Genomic DNA, 15,108 nt, shown 5'->3' with positions numbered 1-15,108 from the left:
CTCCTCGCGTGGAAAAATCTAGGCGAATTTGTTTTTGATCGTGTAGTACAGCCCCACGGCGGGCAGGAACCAGGGTGTGCCGAAATGGCCCGGGATGGCGGGCCAGGGGTTGTCGCGCCAGGGGTTGGCCGCCAGGTCGCCGGCCATCACGCGGGCCATGCACTCGCCCATGTGCACCGACATCTGCGTGCCGTGGCCGCTGTAGCCCATGGAGTAATACAGGCCCTCGGTTTCGCCGGCGTGGGGCAGGCGGTCCTGCGTCATGTCGACAATGCCGCCCCAGCAGTAGGCGATGCGCACGTCGCGCAGTTGCGGAAACATCGCCACCATCTGCTCGCGCAGCACCTGGCCGCTCTTGGCGTCGGAGCGCGGGCTGGACAGCGCAAAGCGCGCGCGCCCGCCGAACACCAGGCGGTTGTCGGGCGTGAGGCGAAAGTAATTGTGCAGCGTGTCGGTGGTGGTGTAGGTGCGGCGCTGCGGTAACAGCGCTTTCACCATGGCGGCATCGAGCTGCTCGGTCACGATGATGAAGCTGCCGATGGGCACAATGCGGCGCCGCCAGTAAGAGAAGCTGGAGAACGCGCCATGGCGCGTGGCGCCGGTGGCCACCAGCACCTGGTCGGCGTCCACGGTGCCGCGCGGCGTGTGCACGCGGTAGGCATGGCCGTGCAGGCGCTGCAGCTTTTGCACCGGCGCGTGGTCATAGATCAGCGCGCCGCGCCGGGCTGCTGCTTCCGCCAGGCCCCGGCCGAACTGGCCCATGTGCATCTGCGCGCTTTTCTTGAACAGCAGGCCGCCGGCGAACCGGTCGCAAGCGACCTCTTCGTGGATGCGTTGCGGCGGCACCAGTTCGACCTCGGAATCCGCTTCGCGGCGCAGGCGCTCGAAGCCGCGCGCCAGCGCCTCGTAATGGGCAGGCCGACCGGCGATCTTGAGCTTGCCGCGGCGATGGAAATCGCAGGCAATCTCCTCTTCGCGCACGATGCGCTCCACGGTGTCCACCGCGTCGTCGTAGGCACGGTACCAGGCGGCGGCGCGTTCAACGCCCACGCGTGCGGCGACGGTGGCATAGTCCACGGCCAGGCCGTTGTTCACATGGCCGCCGTTGCGGCCCGAGGCCTCGGCGGCCACCACCGATGCCTCCAGCACCACCACGCGGGCGCCGCGCATGGCCAGCCTGCGGGCCGCCGACAGGCCGGTGAAACCGCCGCCCACAACCACCACGTCGGCCTTGACGGGCAGCTCGTCACTGCGGCCTTCGAAGGGCGCGGTGGTATCGGTCCAGAAGGATTCGAGCTTCATGCGCTGCCGTAAATGGTCCAGATTTTGCGCGTGGTCTCGATGCAGCGCCACACGCCCACCCAATCGGGCTTCATCACGAAGGCGTCACCGGCCTGCACGCGGTAGGTCTTGCCGCCGTCCTCGACCAGCTCCGAGACGCCCGACAGGATGTAGCAGAACTCCCAGACGCCGCCCTTGATGGAGCGCAGCGTGCCGGGCGTGGTCTGCCACACGCCGGTGCGCAGCTTGCCGTCGGCGGTCTGATCCACGTCCCAGTTCGTGAAGCGCGGATCGCCCTCGAGCAAGCGCTCGGGCACGGGGAGGCTTTCGCGGCCGGGGCCGAGATCGCCGAGTTTGAAGAAGGTCAGGTTGCTCATGGGTTCGGGTCCTTTCACCATCACAAACCAACCAGCGCCGGCAGGCCGCTGATGTCGCGGATCTCGGCGAAGCTGTAGGCCTCGTTGGCCCGGGGTTCGTGGTTGCGGTTGACGAACACCTTGTTCTTGATGCCCAGGTCGTGGGCGGGCATGAGGTCGTAGCGCGGGCTGGAAGAGCAATGAAGGATGTCTTCGGGCGCGCAGCCGAGCTGGTCCAGCAGGTACTCAAAGGCCTGCAGGCGAGGCTTGTAGGCGCCGGCGTCCTGCGCGGTGTAGACCTTGTGAAAGGGCGCCTCGAGCTTGCGCACGTTGGAATGGATCTGCTCGTTCATGGCGTTGGAGATGATCACCAGCGGGATTTCTTTGGCGATGCGCGTGAGGGCTTCCGGCACATCGGCGTGCGGGCCCCAAGTGGGCACGGCGTCGTAGAACTTCTGGCCGTCTTCGTCGCGGTAAACCACGCCGTAGCGCTTGCAGCTGCGGGAGATCGCAGATTTGAGCACCTGGTCGTAAGGCTTCCAGTCGCCCATGACCTCGTCCAGGCGATAGGCGGCGAAGTCTTTCACGAACTGGTTGAGCCGCTCGGGGGGCAGCTGGCCGGCATAGATTTGGTAGGCCACTTCGGCCATGCGGAAGTTGGTGAGCGTGCCGTAGCAGTCGAAAGTGATGTATTTGGGCCGGAAGATCATGGTTTGCCTCGTTGGTGGTGTGGTGACGTGGTGACGTGGTGACGTGGTGACGTGGTGACGTGGTGACGTGATGAAAGTGGTGGTTCAATCGATTCAATCGCTTCAATACAGAAAGCAATCGTAGGCAGCCTTCGCCGCAGTTGTTGCGGTTCTGCGCGGTACGCGCAAAGTATTCATCCGGACTGCGGCGGGCACGAGGCGCTTTGTGCCGTTCTGCGGGCGGCGGCGGCGGGCGCCAAGATCGTACAAGCCTCAAATCACCCCGCCAAGCATCATCACCCCCAAACCGCGATCGATGTATCGATGTATTGACGAGCGGAAGTTTTGAAGGAAAGCCCTATGTCCGACCACATATTTGATCCACAGGCCGCACTTGCGGCGGTGGGCCGCGCCCTGCCCGACGGGGTGTCGTTACGGCGCCTGAAGGTGGATGACCTCGAAGCCGCGCAAGCGCTGTCGCGCGAGTTCCAGTGGCCGCACCGGCTGGAAGACTGGCAGTTCGCCGTAGCGCACGGCCAGGGCGTGGCCGCGGTGCGCGACGGTGAACTGGTGGGCACGGCTGTGCACTGGCAGTGGGGCAAACAGCACGCGACGGTGGGCCTGGTGGTGGTGGCGCCGCGCATGCAGGGGCAGCGCGTGGGCCAGCACCTCATGCACGCGGTGATGGCCGGGCTGGACGGGCGCACCGTGTTGCTGCACGCCACGCCCGAAGGCCGCGGCCTGTACGAACGCATGGGCTTTGCGATCACGGGCGAGGTCCGGCAGCACCAGGGCCTGGCGACCCCGGCCCAGCTGGTGGCCCTGCCGCAAGGCATGCGGCTGCGCCCGCTGGGCCGCAACGACGCGAAGACACTGGCCGCGCTCGATGCGCGAAGCGCCGGCATGCCGCGTGAAGCGATGCTGCGCAAACTGCTGGCCGACGGCGAAGCGGTGGTGCTGGCAAGCGGGGGCGAAGCCGTCGGCTTTTCCGTCGTGCGGCGCTTCGGGCGCGGCCACGCCATCGGCCCCGTGGTGGCACCCGATCTCGCGGGGGCGCAGGCACTCATAGGCCACTGGTGCAGCCACTATGCAGGCAAGTTCCTGCGCATCGACGTCGACGCTGCCAGCGGGCTGCCTGAATGGCTGGAGGCACAGGGCCTGCCCCGCGTGGACACGGTGACGACCATGGTGCGCGGCGGGCCGCTGGAGCGTGGGCCGGCCGTAGGCGGCTGGGCGCTTGTCAGTCAGGCTATGGGCTAGAAATGGCCCACCCCCGTTCAGGCTCACTTCGTGTAGCCTGCTCCCCCCTCAGGGGGGCGAGACCCGCGGCTCCAGACCGACCTGCGTCGGTCTGGACGGGGCGAGCGGTGGTTGCCTCTGGCAGCCACGCGGCCTGCAAGGCCACTCTGCGGCCCGGCAAAGCCGGTTCCGCGCGGGCACTGGTTTTGGCTGCCCACATTCACAGATCGCGGGTTCTGCCGAATTGCATGGAAATCTAAAGATGGCTTTTTTATATAAGGGCCCCGCGCAGCGCGGGGCGGTGTGGGCAGAGCAGTTCGCGCGCGGGATGCCGCAACTGCCCTTCTGGACCTGGCCCGAGGTGCCAAACCCGGATCAGGTGCGCTTTCTCGCGGCCTGGGAGCCTCCGCCGCGCCTGGCTGAAACGCTTCCCAGCCTGGAGATCCTGTTCTCGGTCGGGGCGGGCGTGGACCAGTTTGACTTTTCGGCCTTGCCGCCGGAGCTGACCGTCGTGCGCATGGTGGAGCCGGGCCTGACGGCCTGCATGTGCGAGTACGTCAGCTGGTCCGTGCTGTCGCTGCATCGCGATATGCCGCTCTACCTCGACCAGCAGCGGCGCAGCCAGTGGAAGGATCACCCCGTGCGGCCGGCCTCCACGCGGCGCGTGGGCGTGATGGGCATGGGCATGCTGGGGCGCGCCGCCCTTGCACAATTGCGGCTGCTGGGCTTTGACTGCGCGGGCTGGAACCGTTCGCGCCGCAACGAGCCGGGCGTGCGCTGCTACAGCGGCGAGGCGGAACTCGATGAGTTCCTGGCCCGCACCGACATCCTGGTGTGCATGCTGCCGCTCACGCCTGAAACGCGCGGCATCCTGGGCCGGCGCGTGTTCGACGCGCTGCCCGAAGGCGCCTGCCTCGTCAACGCCGCGCGCGGCGGCCACCTGGTGGAAGCGGATTTGCTGGCCGCGCTGGAAAACGGGCGGCTTTCGGCCGCGGTCCTGGATGTCTGCGAACCGGAGCCTCCGGCGCAGGGCCACCCGTTCTGGAAGCATCCGCGTATCTGGCTCACGCCCCATATCGCCAGCGCGACCCAGGCCGAAACCGCAGGCGAAGCGCTGCTGGACAACCTGCGGCGCTACGAGGCCGGCCTGCCGCTCGAAGGTGTGGTGGACCGCTCGCGCGGTTACTAAGGTCTCTCCTCCTCTCCCTTTGGGAGAGGGTTGGGGTGAGGGCCGCGGCGACAGGTTTGGGCGCAGCATCCGGATCAATCGCCCGGCGCCCTCACCCCCGCCCTCTCCCAGGGGGAGAGGGAGTAAAACAAAGACCTTGAAAGAGGTGCACTAAAAGCCGAGCCTCGAGCCTGGAGCCCCTCCCGGGGCGCCGCAGAATCTTCTACCGTCCGCGCACGAACAACAGCATGGTCGTGCGTGCGCCGGGGGGCAAGCCGCAGCACCCGCTGCGCACTCGCGCCTAAGCTTGTGCCCATGATGTCCACCAAAACCCTTTCCCTCGATTCTTCGCTGGTGGCGCTCGACCGGGCGCACCTGATCCACCCCGTGGCCAACTGGCGCGGCCATGAGCAACGCGGCGCCACGGTGCTGCGCTCCGGCAAGGGCGCCTGGCTGCGCGACGCCGACGGCCGCGAACTGCTCGACGCCTTCGCGGGCCTGTGGTGCGTCAACATCGGCTACGGCCACGAAAGCGTCGTGGAAGCCGCCGCGCGCCAGATGCGCGAGCTGCCCTACGCGACGGGTTATTTCAGCTACGCCAGCGAGCCGGCCATACGCCTGGCCGCCAAACTGGTGGAAATCGCGCCGCCCGGGCTGGAGCATGTGTACCTCACCCTGGGCGGCTCCGAGGCCGTCGATGCGGCAGTCCGCCTCATCGTGCAGTACTACAACGCGACGGGCCGGCCGCGCAAGAAGCACTTCATCGCGCTGGAACGCGGCTATCACGGCTCATCCTCCACCGGCGCGGGCCTGACGGCCCTGCCCGCCTTCCACCGCGGCTTCGACCTGCCGCGCCCCGACCAGCATTACATCCCCTCGCCTTACCCCTATCGCAGCCCGGTGGGCAGCGATCCGCAGGCGCTGATCGCGGCTTCGGTGGCCGCCCTGCGCGAGAAGGTGAACACGCTGGGCGCTGAAAACGTCGCGGCCTTCTTCTGCGAACCTATCCAGGGCTCGGGCGGCGTGATCGTGCCGCCCGAGGGCTGGCTCAAGGCCATGCACCAGGCCTGCCGCGAGCTGGACATCCTGTTCGTGGCTGACGAGGTGATCACCGGTTTCGGCCGCACCGGCCCGATGTTCGCCTGCGAAGCCGAGGGCGTGTCGCCGGACCTGATGACGGTTGCCAAGGGACTGACGTCCGGCTATGCGCCTATGGGCGCGCTGCTCATGTCAGAGCGCGTGTACGCGGGCATTGCCGACGGCACGCCGGCCGGCGCCCTGGTGGGCCACGGCGCCACCTATTCCGCGCACCCGGTCAGCGCCGCGGTGGCACTGGAAGTCATACGGCTTTACGAAGAAGGCGGCATCCTCGCCAACGGCCAGCGCGTCGCGCCCCACTTCGAAGCCGGCTTGCGGTCCATGCTGCGCCATCCGCTGGTGGGCGACGCGCGCTCGCGCGGCCTGCTGGGCGCACTCGAACTGGTGAGCGACAAATACACCAAGGCCAGCTTCGACCCCGCGCTGCAACTGCCCGACCGCATCGCCAAAGCGGCTTACGAGAACGGCCTTATCTTCCGCGCTTTCGGCGACAGCATCCTGGGTTTCGCGCCGGCCTTGTGCTTCACACCCTCGGAATTCGAGCAGATGTTCGAGCGGCTGAACCGCACGCTGGACACCGTGCTTGAGCAGCCCGACGTGCGGCGCGCCCTGGCTTGACCTGATTGACTTGGGCGTGGAACTTGCTTAAATGGGGTTATCAATGAATACCTCCACCGGCAACCCAAAACTCGACCGCCTCGACCTTCGAATCCTGTGCCACCTGCAAAAAAACGGGCGCGCCTCGAACGTTGAAATCGCCGATGCCGTCGGCCTGTCGCCCAGCCCCTGCCTCGTGCGCGTGAAGCGGCTGGAGCAGGCCGGCTACATCGCCGGCTACGGCGCGCAGATCCGGCTCGAGAAGCTGGGCGACACGCTGCTGGTGTTCACCGAAGTCACGCTGCAGGACCACAAGCGCGAGGACTTCGTCAAGTTCGAAATGAGCATACGCCCCATCGACGAGATTGTGGAATGCCACCTGGTCAGCGGCGGCTACGACTACCTGCTGAAGTTCGTCACGCGCGGCGTGAACCACTACCAGGAGATCGTCGAAGGCCTGCTGGAGGCCAACATCGGCATCGAAAAGTACTTCAGCTACATCGTGATCAAGACGCCCTTCGTCAAGAACTACTACCCCATCGAGCAGCTGATGCAGCCCCACGCCTGAGCGCGCCGAGCAGGCCGGGGGGCCGCAGCTTTTGCTGCAGCCCGACCTGATTCGACATTTGCTGCTGCACCGGCGCCTGTTTCCGGTGCCATCTCCGGTGGGGCCGGCCTACGCTTGGTAGCATGAACCCTCCTCCCCGCATCCCGGCGCCTGCCCGCTCGGCCGCAGCGATCCAGCGTGTGCAGCGGCACATCCACGAGAACCTCAACCAGGCGCTGTCGCTGACGGAGCTGGCCGATCTCGCCGGGCTCAGCATATGGCGCTTCGCCACCGTGTTCCGACAGCAGGTGGGGGTGTCCCCGCATCGCTACATCTGCCGGCTGCGCCTGGCGCGGGCGCAAGCCCTGATGCGGCAGGGCATGCCGGTCGCCAGCGCGGCCAGCGAGGCGGGCTTCTACGACCAAAGCCATCTCTCGCGGCACTTCAAGACCGTGTTCGGCATGACGCCCGGGCAGTACCTCACAGCCGCCAGCCAGCCGCGGGCGGCACGCCAGGCCTTCCAATGACCAGGGAGATTGCGGACCTGCTGCCCGAGCTGGTCGCGCTGCGGCGCGACCTGCACGCGCACCCGGAACTGGCCTTCAAGGAGCACCGCACTGCCGGCATCGTCGCCTCGGCCCTGCGCGAGCTGGGGCTGGAGGTGCATGAAGGCATAGGCGGCACCGGTGTTGTCGGCGTGCTGCGCGCCGGCACCGCAGGGCGCAGCGTGGGCTTGCGCGCCGACATGGACGCACTGCCGATTCTTGAGCAAGGCGAGAGGCCGCACCTCAGCCGTTTCCCCGGCATCCATCACGGCTGCGGGCACGACGGGCATACCGCCATGCTGCTGGGCGCGGCACGCCACCTGGCGCGCACGCGCCGTTTCAACGGAACCGTCAACTTCATCTTCCAGCCGGCCGAGGAAGGCCGGGGCGGCGCACGCGTGATGGTCCAGGAAGGGCTCTTCAAGCGCTTCCCCTGCGACGCGGTCTACGCCCTGCATAACTGGCCGGAGCTGCCCGCCGGCACCGCCCAGACGCGGCCGGGCGCCATCATGGCGGCGGCGGACCGCTTCGACATCGTGGTCCGCGGCCGCGGCGGCCATGCGGCCCAGCCGCACCGCACGCCCGATGCGGTGCTCGCCGCCAGCGAGCTGGTCTCGCAACTGCACACCATCACCTCACGCCGGATTCCACCGACCGAAAACGCGGTGCTCTCGGTCACACGCATCAGCGGCGGCCAGTCCCACAACGTGCTGCCCTCGGCGGTCGAACTCACGGGCACGGTGCGCAGTTTCGATGCGGACGTGCAGGACACCATCGAAGCCGCCATCCGGCAGATCGCGCAAGGCGTGGCCCAGGCGACAGGCACCGCGATCGAAGTGGAGTATGTGCGCTACTACCCCGCCACCGTGAACACGCCGCAGGAAGCGGCTCTGGCCCTGCGCGCCGCCGAGGCGGCGGGGCTGAAGGCCTCGATGGCGCCCTCGGCGGCCTTCACCTCCGAGGACTTTGCCTTCATGCTCCAGGCCAGGCCCGGCGCCTACCTCTGGCTGGGCCAGGCCGCCACCTCCCGGCGCGAAGACAGCCCGTCATTGCACCATCCCAGCTACGACTTCAACGACGAGGTCCTGCCGCTGGGTATCGCGTGGCTGGCTCAGGTGGCTTGTATTGCGCTTGCAGGCTGATATGCGCTCGCGCGCACCGTGACCGCCATCAGGGCATGTGGATGGGCACGAATTTGGCGCTCACAAAGCGGGCGACGTACACCATTTCGGTTCCGTCGAGTCGGCGGTCGCAATTTTTGAAGCTATTTTTGAAGGTTACCGTTGGAATTCACGATGGAGAGATCTACACCGCCCCAACCGGTCCGCTGGTTGGCTGTGTAGTTGACAAAGACACCTCCAAGGTTGTATTCGCCCAGGTTGGACAAGGCTTGCAGCACGCCGGCGCGGGTCGGTGTCTTGCCCGCACGCCGTACAGCTTCCACAGCGATCTTGGCGCCCATATACCCTTCGAGGCTTGAGAAAGACAGGGCCTCGCCCGGTGCGTACTTCTTCATGTCAGCTTGATATTCGGTGATGACCGGCTTGGAAGGAACGAAGGGGAAAGGCACCGCCTGACTCAACACGATGCCGCGTGCTTTGTCCTTGCCGACGGCATTGACCAAGCCGTCGTGCAGCAGCACCGACAGGCCGTAGATCTGCACCGCCCCCCCGGGGACGTCGCGGACAGCCTTGACGAATTCAAATGCGGGCTTGCCCGCAGCCAGCAAAATAATGCCCTTGGGGCGGATCTCCGTGATGGCGGCTGCGGCTGCGCGAACACTCGCATCCAGCTTGTCGGGTGCGGCGTCAAGCACCTGCTGCGTCACGATTTTGACGCCCTGCGGCCCGCTGAGCTGGGTCGTCAACTGCGCCAGGGGTGGGCCGAAGGCGACGCTCATATTGACGATGGCCAGCGAGTCCTTGCCCCAGGTCTTGGCTTCCTTGAGCAGGCTGCCCACTTCGTCCGCATAGCCGCTGCGCAGGGGGAACACATTGCTGGCGGAAACCACATTTTTGTCGCCCTGCAGCGGCGCAATCAGCGCGATGCCGCTCTTGCCCGGCAAGTCCTGCTTGGCGATTTCGGCAAGACCAGCGCTGTTGAGAAAGCCCAACAGCCCTACCACCGCCGGATCGCCGATGAGTTGCTGGGTCAGCTCAACCATCTTCGGGGCTTGCAGGCCGTCGTCGAGTGTGACCAGTTTGAGCTTGTTGCCCTGCAGGGTGCTGCCCGCATTGACTTTGTCGAAATAGGCCTGGATACCCGCCGCCATGCCTTTGGCGTTCGCAGCCGATGTCGGATTGGTCTGCGAAGCGACCTGTCCGAAGACAAGCTCGATGGCGTGGCTGGACATCGGCAAGGCCAGGATCACAAGCGCGGCCATTGTGGCCTTGAGGTGGGTGCGATTGAGAGCCATGTTGTCTCCTTTATTACTTTAGCCAGTACACCATCAAAGCAAAGTAGTTCAAATGGGTTAAACCCCGAGATGTCGTACTACGCTGGCCGAACGCAAGCCTCAAGCAATAAGTTCGGTCGCCGAACTTGCTGTGAAGATGATTCAGACTCCCAGGTATTGATGAACGATCTCAGGCTGCCCGCGCAATTCATCTGAGTTGCCTTGCCAGACCACGCGGCCTTTTTCGATCACAAAGTGCCGGTCGGCCAGGCCCATCAGCGCTTTCACGTTTTTATCGATGACGATCTGCGACAAGCCCTCCTTCTTCAAGTCGGCAAGGGCACGCCAGATTTCGTTTCGAATCACGGGGGCCAGGCCCTCTGTGGCTTCGTCGAGCACCAGCAGCCGCGGGTTGGTCATCAGCGCGCGGCCGATGGCCAGCATCTGCTGCTCGCCCCCCGACAGCTGTGATCCCAAATTAGCGCGACGCTCTTTCAAGCGTGGGAAAAAGGCATAGACACGGCGCAGATCCCAGGTTTTTCCATGGCTTTTTTTGTCGTCGCGAGCGGTCGCCACCAGGTTTTCCTCGACCGTCAGATTGGGAAACACCTGCCGGCCTTCGGGCACCAGCGCCAGGCCCTGGCGCGCGATGCGGTGCGAAGGCAAATGGTCTACACGGGCACCGGCCACCGACACGCTACCGGAGGCTACGGGCAGCATGCCGAACAAACATTTGACGGTGGTGGAGCGGCCCATGCCGTTGCGCCCCAGCAGGGTGACCACCTCACCCGGGCCGACGTCGAACGAGATGTCAAACAGCGCCTGCGCATGGCCGTAGGAAGCCTGCAAGCCTTGGACGGATAAAAATGGCGTCATGATTTTTTCCTTATCCGCTCTATGCTTGAGCTTCTTCACCGAGGTAGACCGCCCGCACTTCCGGGTGATTACGGATTTCCTCAGGTGTGCCGGTAAACAAAATCTTGCCGTAGACCAGCACGCTGATGCGGTCAGCCAGCGCAAACACTGCATCCATGTCGTGCTCGACCAGCAGGATGGTGTAGAGCCGTTTCAGGCTTTTCAGCAGCGAGATGACGGCGGCGGATTCCTGAACACTCATGCCGGCCATGGGTTCGTCCAGTAGCAGGAACTTCGGCCCGGCGGCCAGGCTCATGGCCAGCTCCAGCTGCCTGCGCTCGCCATACCCCAGGTCGGCCGCCGCAACATGGAGGCGATGCGAGAGGCCGGTGGCTGCCAGCGTTTCTTCGGCGAATTTGCGTGCTTTCTTGTCCGCCAGCATCGGCGTCCAGAACTTGAAGGCATGCTGGCGTGAACCGAGCGCCGCGAACGTGGCGTTCTCCAGCACGCTGAAGTCCTCAAAGATCGAGGTGATCTGGTAGGAGCGCAACAAACCACGCCTGGCGCGTTCATGGATAGGCAAGGCGGACACATCCGCGCCGTCGAACCAGACGCGGCCGCTGTTCGGCGCCAGCTCGCCCGACAGCTGGTTGATCAGCGTGGTCTTGCCGGCGCCGTTGGGACCGATGATGGCGTGCAGTTCTCCCTCGCCGATGTCGAGCGACACCGAGTCGGTGACCAGCAGCGCGCCGTAGCGTTTGGTGAGTGATTCAGTGCGAAGTACGCTGGCCATTACAGGGCTCCTTGCGCGGCATCCGTCGCCGCAACGGCCGATGAAGCGGCTTTTGGGGCCGGCTTTCCCCGGGAATCAAAGCGCTGCAGCAGCCCGATGATCCCGCGGTTTCCCAGGAGCGTGACAATGACGATGAAGGGACCGAAGACGACCATCCAGTGTTCGGTCAATCCCTTCAGGACTTCTTCCAGGCCGAGGAAAACCAGCGCACCCATCAGGGGGCCGAACACCGTGCCCAGACCGCCGATCACCACGATGACGATGAGCTCGCCCGAGACCGACCAGGCCAGCGTGCTGGGCGAGGCGAAGGCATTGAGGTTGGCCAGCAGCAGGCCGGCCACACCGCACAACATGCCCGACATCACATAGGCCAGCAACTGGTAGCGCAGCACCGGGATGCCGGCGGCATTGACGCGGCGTGCATTCTGTTTGGCCCCACGGATCACCATGCCGAAGGGCGCAACGCGCAGCCGGGCCAGCCACCAGATCGACAGGACCAGAACTACGAAGGCCAGGGTGTAGACGTTGGTCGCGGATGACAGGTCAAGCGGGCCGAAACGGCTGGACTGGGCGATGGACATTCCGTCATCGCCGCCGTAGTTCTTCAAGCTCACGAACAGGAAGTAGCCCATCTGCGCAAAGGCCAGCGTGATCATGATGAAGGCGATGCCGCTGGTGCGCAAGCTGATGGCACCTGTGACCAGCGCGACCAGGCCGCACACGCCCAGGCACAACGCGAGGTGCATCCAGCCATTGCCGACGCCATGAAAAGAGGCCAGGCCGACGGCATACCCTCCGAGCCCGAGAAACAGCGAATGGCCGAAGCTGACCAGCCCGCCGTAACCCAGCGCCATGTTCAGCGCGCAGGCGGCAATGGCGTAGATGATGATGCGCGCGAAGAACGCGACATAAAACGGCTGGCCGGTAGCCTGCGCGACGAAGGGCACGGTCGCCAGCAACAGCAGGACCAGCAGGGGAACCCAGGCGCTGGGGCGTGAAAGAAGTGGGCTCATGGTTTTCACCTGTTGGCTGGAAAGAGGCCTTGCGGGCGCCAGGCCAGAACCACCGCCATCAGCAGGTAGACCAGCATGGAGGCCAGCGCCGGGCCGGCCGCGTCGGCGAGCGAGCGCTCGGTGACCTGCCGCAGCATGAAGGGCAAAAATGCGCGGCCCAGGGTGTCGACGATGCCGACAATCAGCGCGGCATAAAAAGCGCCTGTGACCGAGCCGATGCCGCCAATCACGATGACGACCAGTGTCGTGATGAGCACCGACTCGCCCATGCCGGACTGCACCGACAGGATGGGCCCGGCCATCGCGCCGGCAAGGCCCGCGAGCATGGCGCCGACCGCGAACAGCATGGCATTGAGCAGGCGGATATTGACGCCGAGCGCGGCGACCATCCCGGGGTTCACCGCGCCGGCCCGGATCAGCATGCCCACGCGGGTCTTGTTGATCAGCAGCCAGGACCCCACCGCAACCACCAGCCCGACGACGATGGTCGCGAAGCGGTAGGCCGGGTAGCTGAAGCCGGCGATAGGAATGGCGCCGCTCAGAAATTCAGGCACTTGCAAAAATACCGGCTGCGGGCCCCAGATGATGCGCACCAGTTCATTGAAGAACAAGACCAGGCCGAAGGTGGCCAGCACGTGGTCAAGATGGTCGCGCCGGTAGAGGCGCGCGACCGCGATGAACTCCAGCGTCAGGCCCAACAGCAGCGAGCCCAGCATCGCCGCCAGCAGGGCCAGCCCGAAGGAGCCGGTGTACTGGAAGGCCGTGGCCGCGAAGTACGCGCCCATCATGTACAGCGAGCCGTGCGCCAGGTTGACGAAGCTCATGATGCCGAAGACCAGCGTCAGGCCTGCCGCCAGCAAAAACAGCAGGACACCGTACTGCAGGCCGTTGAGCAGCTGCGCGAAAACAATCGTGCCGTTCATGTCACTTCAGCGCGCACTGCGCGTGGTAGGCATCGCTCTGCTTGGGCAAGGGTGTGGCGATGAGCTTTCCGACGACGTTGCCGCCGCTCTTGACGGCTTCGAACGCGTAGTAGTTCTGCACCGGCAGGTTGTTGTTGTTGAACGCGAATGTGCCGCGCACCGACTTGAACTCGCTGCCGGCGGCCTTGACCGCCGCGGCCAGTGCCTTGGCATCGCCGGCCTTGGCCTTGCCCAGGGCGATATTCAGGATGTTGGCCGCGTCGTAGGCCGTCGCCGCGTACGCGCTGGGCGTGCGTTTGTATTTGCGTTCGAAGTCGGCAACGAACTTTTTGTTCTCCGGCGTGTCAAGCGCCGCGTCCCACATCGCACCGCTGACGCTGCCAACGGCCGCGTCGCGCAGGCCCGGCAAGGTTGTGCCATCGACCGTGAAGACGGAATACAGCGGCACTTTGGCCATCAGGCCGGCCTGGCTCATCTGCTTGATGAAGTTGACGCCCATGCCGCCCGGGTAGAACACAAACACCGCGTCGGGTGCGGCAGCCTGCAGCTGCGCCAGTTCGGCGGAATAGTCAGGCTGGTTCACCTGCGTGTAAACCTCGTCCACGACCTGGCCCTTGAAGTAGCGTTTGAAGCCGGCCAGCATGTCTTTGCCGGCCTGGTAGTTGGGTGCCATCAGGTAGACTTTTTTCAGGCCCTTGTCCTGGGCCAGCTTGCCCATGGCTTCGGCGGCGCTGTCGTTCTGCCACGCGGCGGAAAACACATTGGCCTTGCAACCCGCGCCGGCCAGCGGCGACGGGCCGGCATTCGTGGCGATGGCCACGGTGCCTGACTCGACGATGCGCGGCAAGCTGGCCATCAGCACATTGGAAAAGCTCAGGCCCACGATGGCATCGACCTTGTCCTTGTCGATGAACTTTCGCACGATCTGGCTGCCGATCTCAGGCTTGAGCTGGTCGTCTTCCTTCAGCACCGTGGCGGCCTGGCCGCCGAGTTTGCCGCCCAATTGCTCGACCGCCAGCATGAAGCCGTCGACCTGGTCCTGGCCGACGATGGCCTGCGGGCCCGACAAGGGTGCCATAAAGCCGATGGTGGCGGCGGCGGTGAACTGGCTGGCACCGGCCAGTGCAAGCCCGGCCGCGGCGATCAGCGCGTTGCGGCGAAAAGGCGTCTTGAGTGCTGTGTTCATGCTGGGTTGTCTCCTGTTTATCGGGTAATCGGGTAATCGGATGATGGGACGATGAGGTGATGGAATGACGAAAGGGTGAAGGGGTGACAGGCTGCTGGCTCAGTCAGAAATTTGCACGAAGACACGCCCGCCCTCGATGCGCACGGGGTAGCTTCGAACGTCTTGCGTGATCGGCGCGCAGGTGCCGCGACCATTGCGCACGTCGAACTTGCCCTGGTGCAGCGGGCATTCAATTTCATAGCCGTCAAGAAAGCCGTCGCACAGGCGGGCATGGCCGTGGGTGCAGATGTTGTCGGTGGCGAAAATGCTGCCCTCGACCTTGTAGAGAGCGATGTCGCGGTCGCCGACCTGCAGGCCGATCACGTCGTCTTCAGGAACGCCGGCTTCTTCGGTGGCGTCCAGCCAGTTGGAGTTGCTCATGAT

General features: G+C 65.3%; 16 protein-coding genes. 6 read left to right on the top strand and 10 right to left on the bottom strand.

What is annotated here, in order from left to right:
* Positions 1-18 precede the first annotated feature (18 nt).
* Genes ACEN8I_RS08245 through ACEN8I_RS08235 form a run of 3 tightly spaced genes read right to left on the bottom strand, consistent with a single transcriptional unit; the run spans position 19 to position 2,347 of the window.
* The gene (locus ACEN8I_RS08245) at positions 19-1,302 is read right to left on the bottom strand and encodes an NAD(P)/FAD-dependent oxidoreductase (protein WP_413327852.1); all 1,284 of its coding nucleotides are present in this window, start codon (positions 1,300-1,302) and stop codon (positions 19-21) included.
* Positions 1,299-1,658, bottom strand: coding sequence for a cupin domain-containing protein (locus ACEN8I_RS08240; RefSeq protein WP_413327851.1), 360 nt, complete (start codon positions 1,656-1,658; stop codon positions 1,299-1,301). Before ACEN8I_RS08240 ends, ACEN8I_RS08245 begins: the two co-directional genes overlap by 4 nt.
* Positions 1,659-1,678: 20 nt before the next feature.
* Positions 1,679-2,347 (bottom strand): haloacid dehalogenase type II, encoded by a 669-nt coding sequence (locus ACEN8I_RS08235; protein ID WP_413327850.1) that lies wholly within the window; start codon positions 2,345-2,347, stop codon positions 1,679-1,681.
* A gap of 339 nt (positions 2,348-2,686) precedes the next feature.
* Here ACEN8I_RS08235 and ACEN8I_RS08230 point away from each other — a divergent pair, with 339 nt between their 5' ends.
* From ACEN8I_RS08230 to ACEN8I_RS08205, 6 genes are all read left to right on the top strand, one after another.
* Positions 2,687-3,586, top strand: coding sequence for a GNAT family N-acetyltransferase (locus tag ACEN8I_RS08230; RefSeq protein WP_413327849.1), 900 nt, complete (start codon positions 2,687-2,689; stop codon positions 3,584-3,586).
* A 241-nt stretch (positions 3,587-3,827) separates the two neighbouring features.
* Positions 3,828-4,754 (top strand): 2-hydroxyacid dehydrogenase, encoded by a 927-nt coding sequence (locus tag ACEN8I_RS08225; RefSeq protein ID WP_413327848.1) that lies wholly within the window; start codon positions 3,828-3,830, stop codon positions 4,752-4,754.
* Positions 4,755-5,048: 294 nt separating this feature from the next.
* Positions 5,049-6,449 (top strand): aspartate aminotransferase family protein, encoded by a 1,401-nt coding sequence (locus ACEN8I_RS08220; protein WP_413327847.1) that lies wholly within the window; start codon positions 5,049-5,051, stop codon positions 6,447-6,449.
* A gap of 43 nt (positions 6,450-6,492) precedes the next feature.
* A complete protein-coding gene (locus tag ACEN8I_RS08215) occupies positions 6,493-6,996 on the top strand; it encodes an Lrp/AsnC family transcriptional regulator (protein WP_074579680.1) in 504 nt (167 codons plus the stop codon).
* 122 nt (positions 6,997-7,118) lie between these two features.
* The gene (locus ACEN8I_RS08210) at positions 7,119-7,502 is read left to right on the top strand and encodes a helix-turn-helix domain-containing protein (protein ID WP_413327846.1); all 384 of its coding nucleotides are present in this window, start codon (positions 7,119-7,121) and stop codon (positions 7,500-7,502) included.
* Entirely contained in the window at positions 7,499-8,662 is a 1,164-nt protein-coding gene (locus ACEN8I_RS08205; RefSeq protein ID WP_413327845.1) for a M20 aminoacylase family protein, read from the top strand. The genes ACEN8I_RS08210 and ACEN8I_RS08205 overlap by 4 nt, the downstream gene beginning before the upstream one ends.
* Positions 8,663-8,784: 122 nt before the next feature.
* Here the strand turns inward: ACEN8I_RS08205 and ACEN8I_RS08200 are convergent, their stop codons facing one another.
* The 7 genes from ACEN8I_RS08200 to ACEN8I_RS08170 all read right to left on the bottom strand — a co-directional run bounded on the left by ACEN8I_RS08200 (position 8,785) and on the right by ACEN8I_RS08170 (position 15,105).
* Complete coding sequence (locus ACEN8I_RS08200; protein ID WP_413327843.1) at positions 8,785-9,936, bottom strand: ABC transporter substrate-binding protein; 1,152 nt, start codon at positions 9,934-9,936, stop codon at positions 8,785-8,787.
* Between the two features lie 141 nt (positions 9,937-10,077).
* Positions 10,078-10,791 (bottom strand): ABC transporter ATP-binding protein, encoded by a 714-nt coding sequence (locus tag ACEN8I_RS08195; protein WP_413327842.1) that lies wholly within the window; start codon positions 10,789-10,791, stop codon positions 10,078-10,080.
* Positions 10,792-10,810: 19 nt separating this feature from the next.
* Positions 10,811-11,563 (bottom strand): ABC transporter ATP-binding protein, encoded by a 753-nt coding sequence (locus tag ACEN8I_RS08190; RefSeq protein ID WP_413327841.1) that lies wholly within the window; start codon positions 11,561-11,563, stop codon positions 10,811-10,813.
* Positions 11,563-12,576, bottom strand: a complete 1,014-nt coding sequence (locus ACEN8I_RS08185; protein WP_413327840.1) for a branched-chain amino acid ABC transporter permease — start codon at positions 12,574-12,576, stop codon at positions 11,563-11,565. Before ACEN8I_RS08185 ends, ACEN8I_RS08190 begins: the two co-directional genes overlap by 1 nt.
* Positions 12,577-12,581: 5 nt before the next feature.
* Positions 12,582-13,499, bottom strand: a complete 918-nt coding sequence (locus tag ACEN8I_RS08180; RefSeq protein ID WP_413327839.1) for a branched-chain amino acid ABC transporter permease — start codon at positions 13,497-13,499, stop codon at positions 12,582-12,584.
* Position 13,500: 1 nt separating this feature from the next.
* Entirely contained in the window at positions 13,501-14,685 is a 1,185-nt protein-coding gene (locus tag ACEN8I_RS08175) for an ABC transporter substrate-binding protein (protein WP_413327837.1), read from the bottom strand.
* 99 nt (positions 14,686-14,784) lie between these two features.
* The gene (locus ACEN8I_RS08170) at positions 14,785-15,105 is read right to left on the bottom strand and encodes a non-heme iron oxygenase ferredoxin subunit (RefSeq protein WP_413327836.1); all 321 of its coding nucleotides are present in this window, start codon (positions 15,103-15,105) and stop codon (positions 14,785-14,787) included.
* Positions 15,106-15,108: the final 3 nt, after the last annotated feature.

The sequence above is a fragment of the Polaromonas sp. CT11-55 genome (assembly GCF_047303325.1).
Taxonomy (GTDB): Bacteria; Pseudomonadota; Gammaproteobacteria; order Burkholderiales; family Burkholderiaceae_C; genus Polaromonas.
The sequence above is the reverse complement of the archived record's forward strand: the minus strand, read 5'-3'. Positions and strand labels throughout refer to the sequence as shown.

What these genes read in the sequence shown, in the direction of transcription:
- ACEN8I_RS08200 (WP_413327843.1), bottom strand. Translation starts at nt 9,936, where the DNA reads ATGGCTCTCAATCGCACCCACCTCAAGGCCACAATGGCCGCGCTTGTG.
- ACEN8I_RS08245 (WP_413327852.1), bottom strand. Translation starts at nt 1,302, where the DNA reads ATGAAGCTCGAATCCTTCTGGACCGATACCACCGCGCCCTTCGAAGGC.
- ACEN8I_RS08205 (WP_413327845.1), top strand. Translation starts at nt 7,499, where the DNA reads ATGACCAGGGAGATTGCGGACCTGCTGCCCGAGCTGGTCGCGCTGCGG.
- ACEN8I_RS08195 (WP_413327842.1), bottom strand. Translation starts at nt 10,791, where the DNA reads ATGACGCCATTTTTATCCGTCCAAGGCTTGCAGGCTTCCTACGGCCAT.
- ACEN8I_RS08210 (WP_413327846.1), top strand. Translation starts at nt 7,119, where the DNA reads ATGAACCCTCCTCCCCGCATCCCGGCGCCTGCCCGCTCGGCCGCAGCG.
- ACEN8I_RS08185 (WP_413327840.1), bottom strand. Translation starts at nt 12,576, where the DNA reads ATGAGCCCACTTCTTTCACGCCCCAGCGCCTGGGTTCCCCTGCTGGTC.
- ACEN8I_RS08225 (WP_413327848.1), top strand. Translation starts at nt 3,828, where the DNA reads ATGGCTTTTTTATATAAGGGCCCCGCGCAGCGCGGGGCGGTGTGGGCA.
- ACEN8I_RS08230 (WP_413327849.1), top strand. Translation starts at nt 2,687, where the DNA reads ATGTCCGACCACATATTTGATCCACAGGCCGCACTTGCGGCGGTGGGC.
- ACEN8I_RS08175 (WP_413327837.1), bottom strand. Translation starts at nt 14,685, where the DNA reads ATGAACACAGCACTCAAGACGCCTTTTCGCCGCAACGCGCTGATCGCC.
- ACEN8I_RS08190 (WP_413327841.1), bottom strand. Translation starts at nt 11,563, where the DNA reads ATGGCCAGCGTACTTCGCACTGAATCACTCACCAAACGCTACGGCGCG.
- ACEN8I_RS08235 (WP_413327850.1), bottom strand. Translation starts at nt 2,347, where the DNA reads ATGATCTTCCGGCCCAAATACATCACTTTCGACTGCTACGGCACGCTC.
- ACEN8I_RS08220 (WP_413327847.1), top strand. Translation starts at nt 5,049, where the DNA reads ATGATGTCCACCAAAACCCTTTCCCTCGATTCTTCGCTGGTGGCGCTC.
- ACEN8I_RS08215 (WP_074579680.1), top strand. Translation starts at nt 6,493, where the DNA reads ATGAATACCTCCACCGGCAACCCAAAACTCGACCGCCTCGACCTTCGA.
- ACEN8I_RS08180 (WP_413327839.1), bottom strand. Translation starts at nt 13,499, where the DNA reads ATGAACGGCACGATTGTTTTCGCGCAGCTGCTCAACGGCCTGCAGTAC.
- ACEN8I_RS08240 (WP_413327851.1), bottom strand. Translation starts at nt 1,658, where the DNA reads ATGAGCAACCTGACCTTCTTCAAACTCGGCGATCTCGGCCCCGGCCGC.
- ACEN8I_RS08170 (WP_413327836.1), bottom strand. Translation starts at nt 15,105, where the DNA reads ATGAGCAACTCCAACTGGCTGGACGCCACCGAAGAAGCCGGCGTTCCT.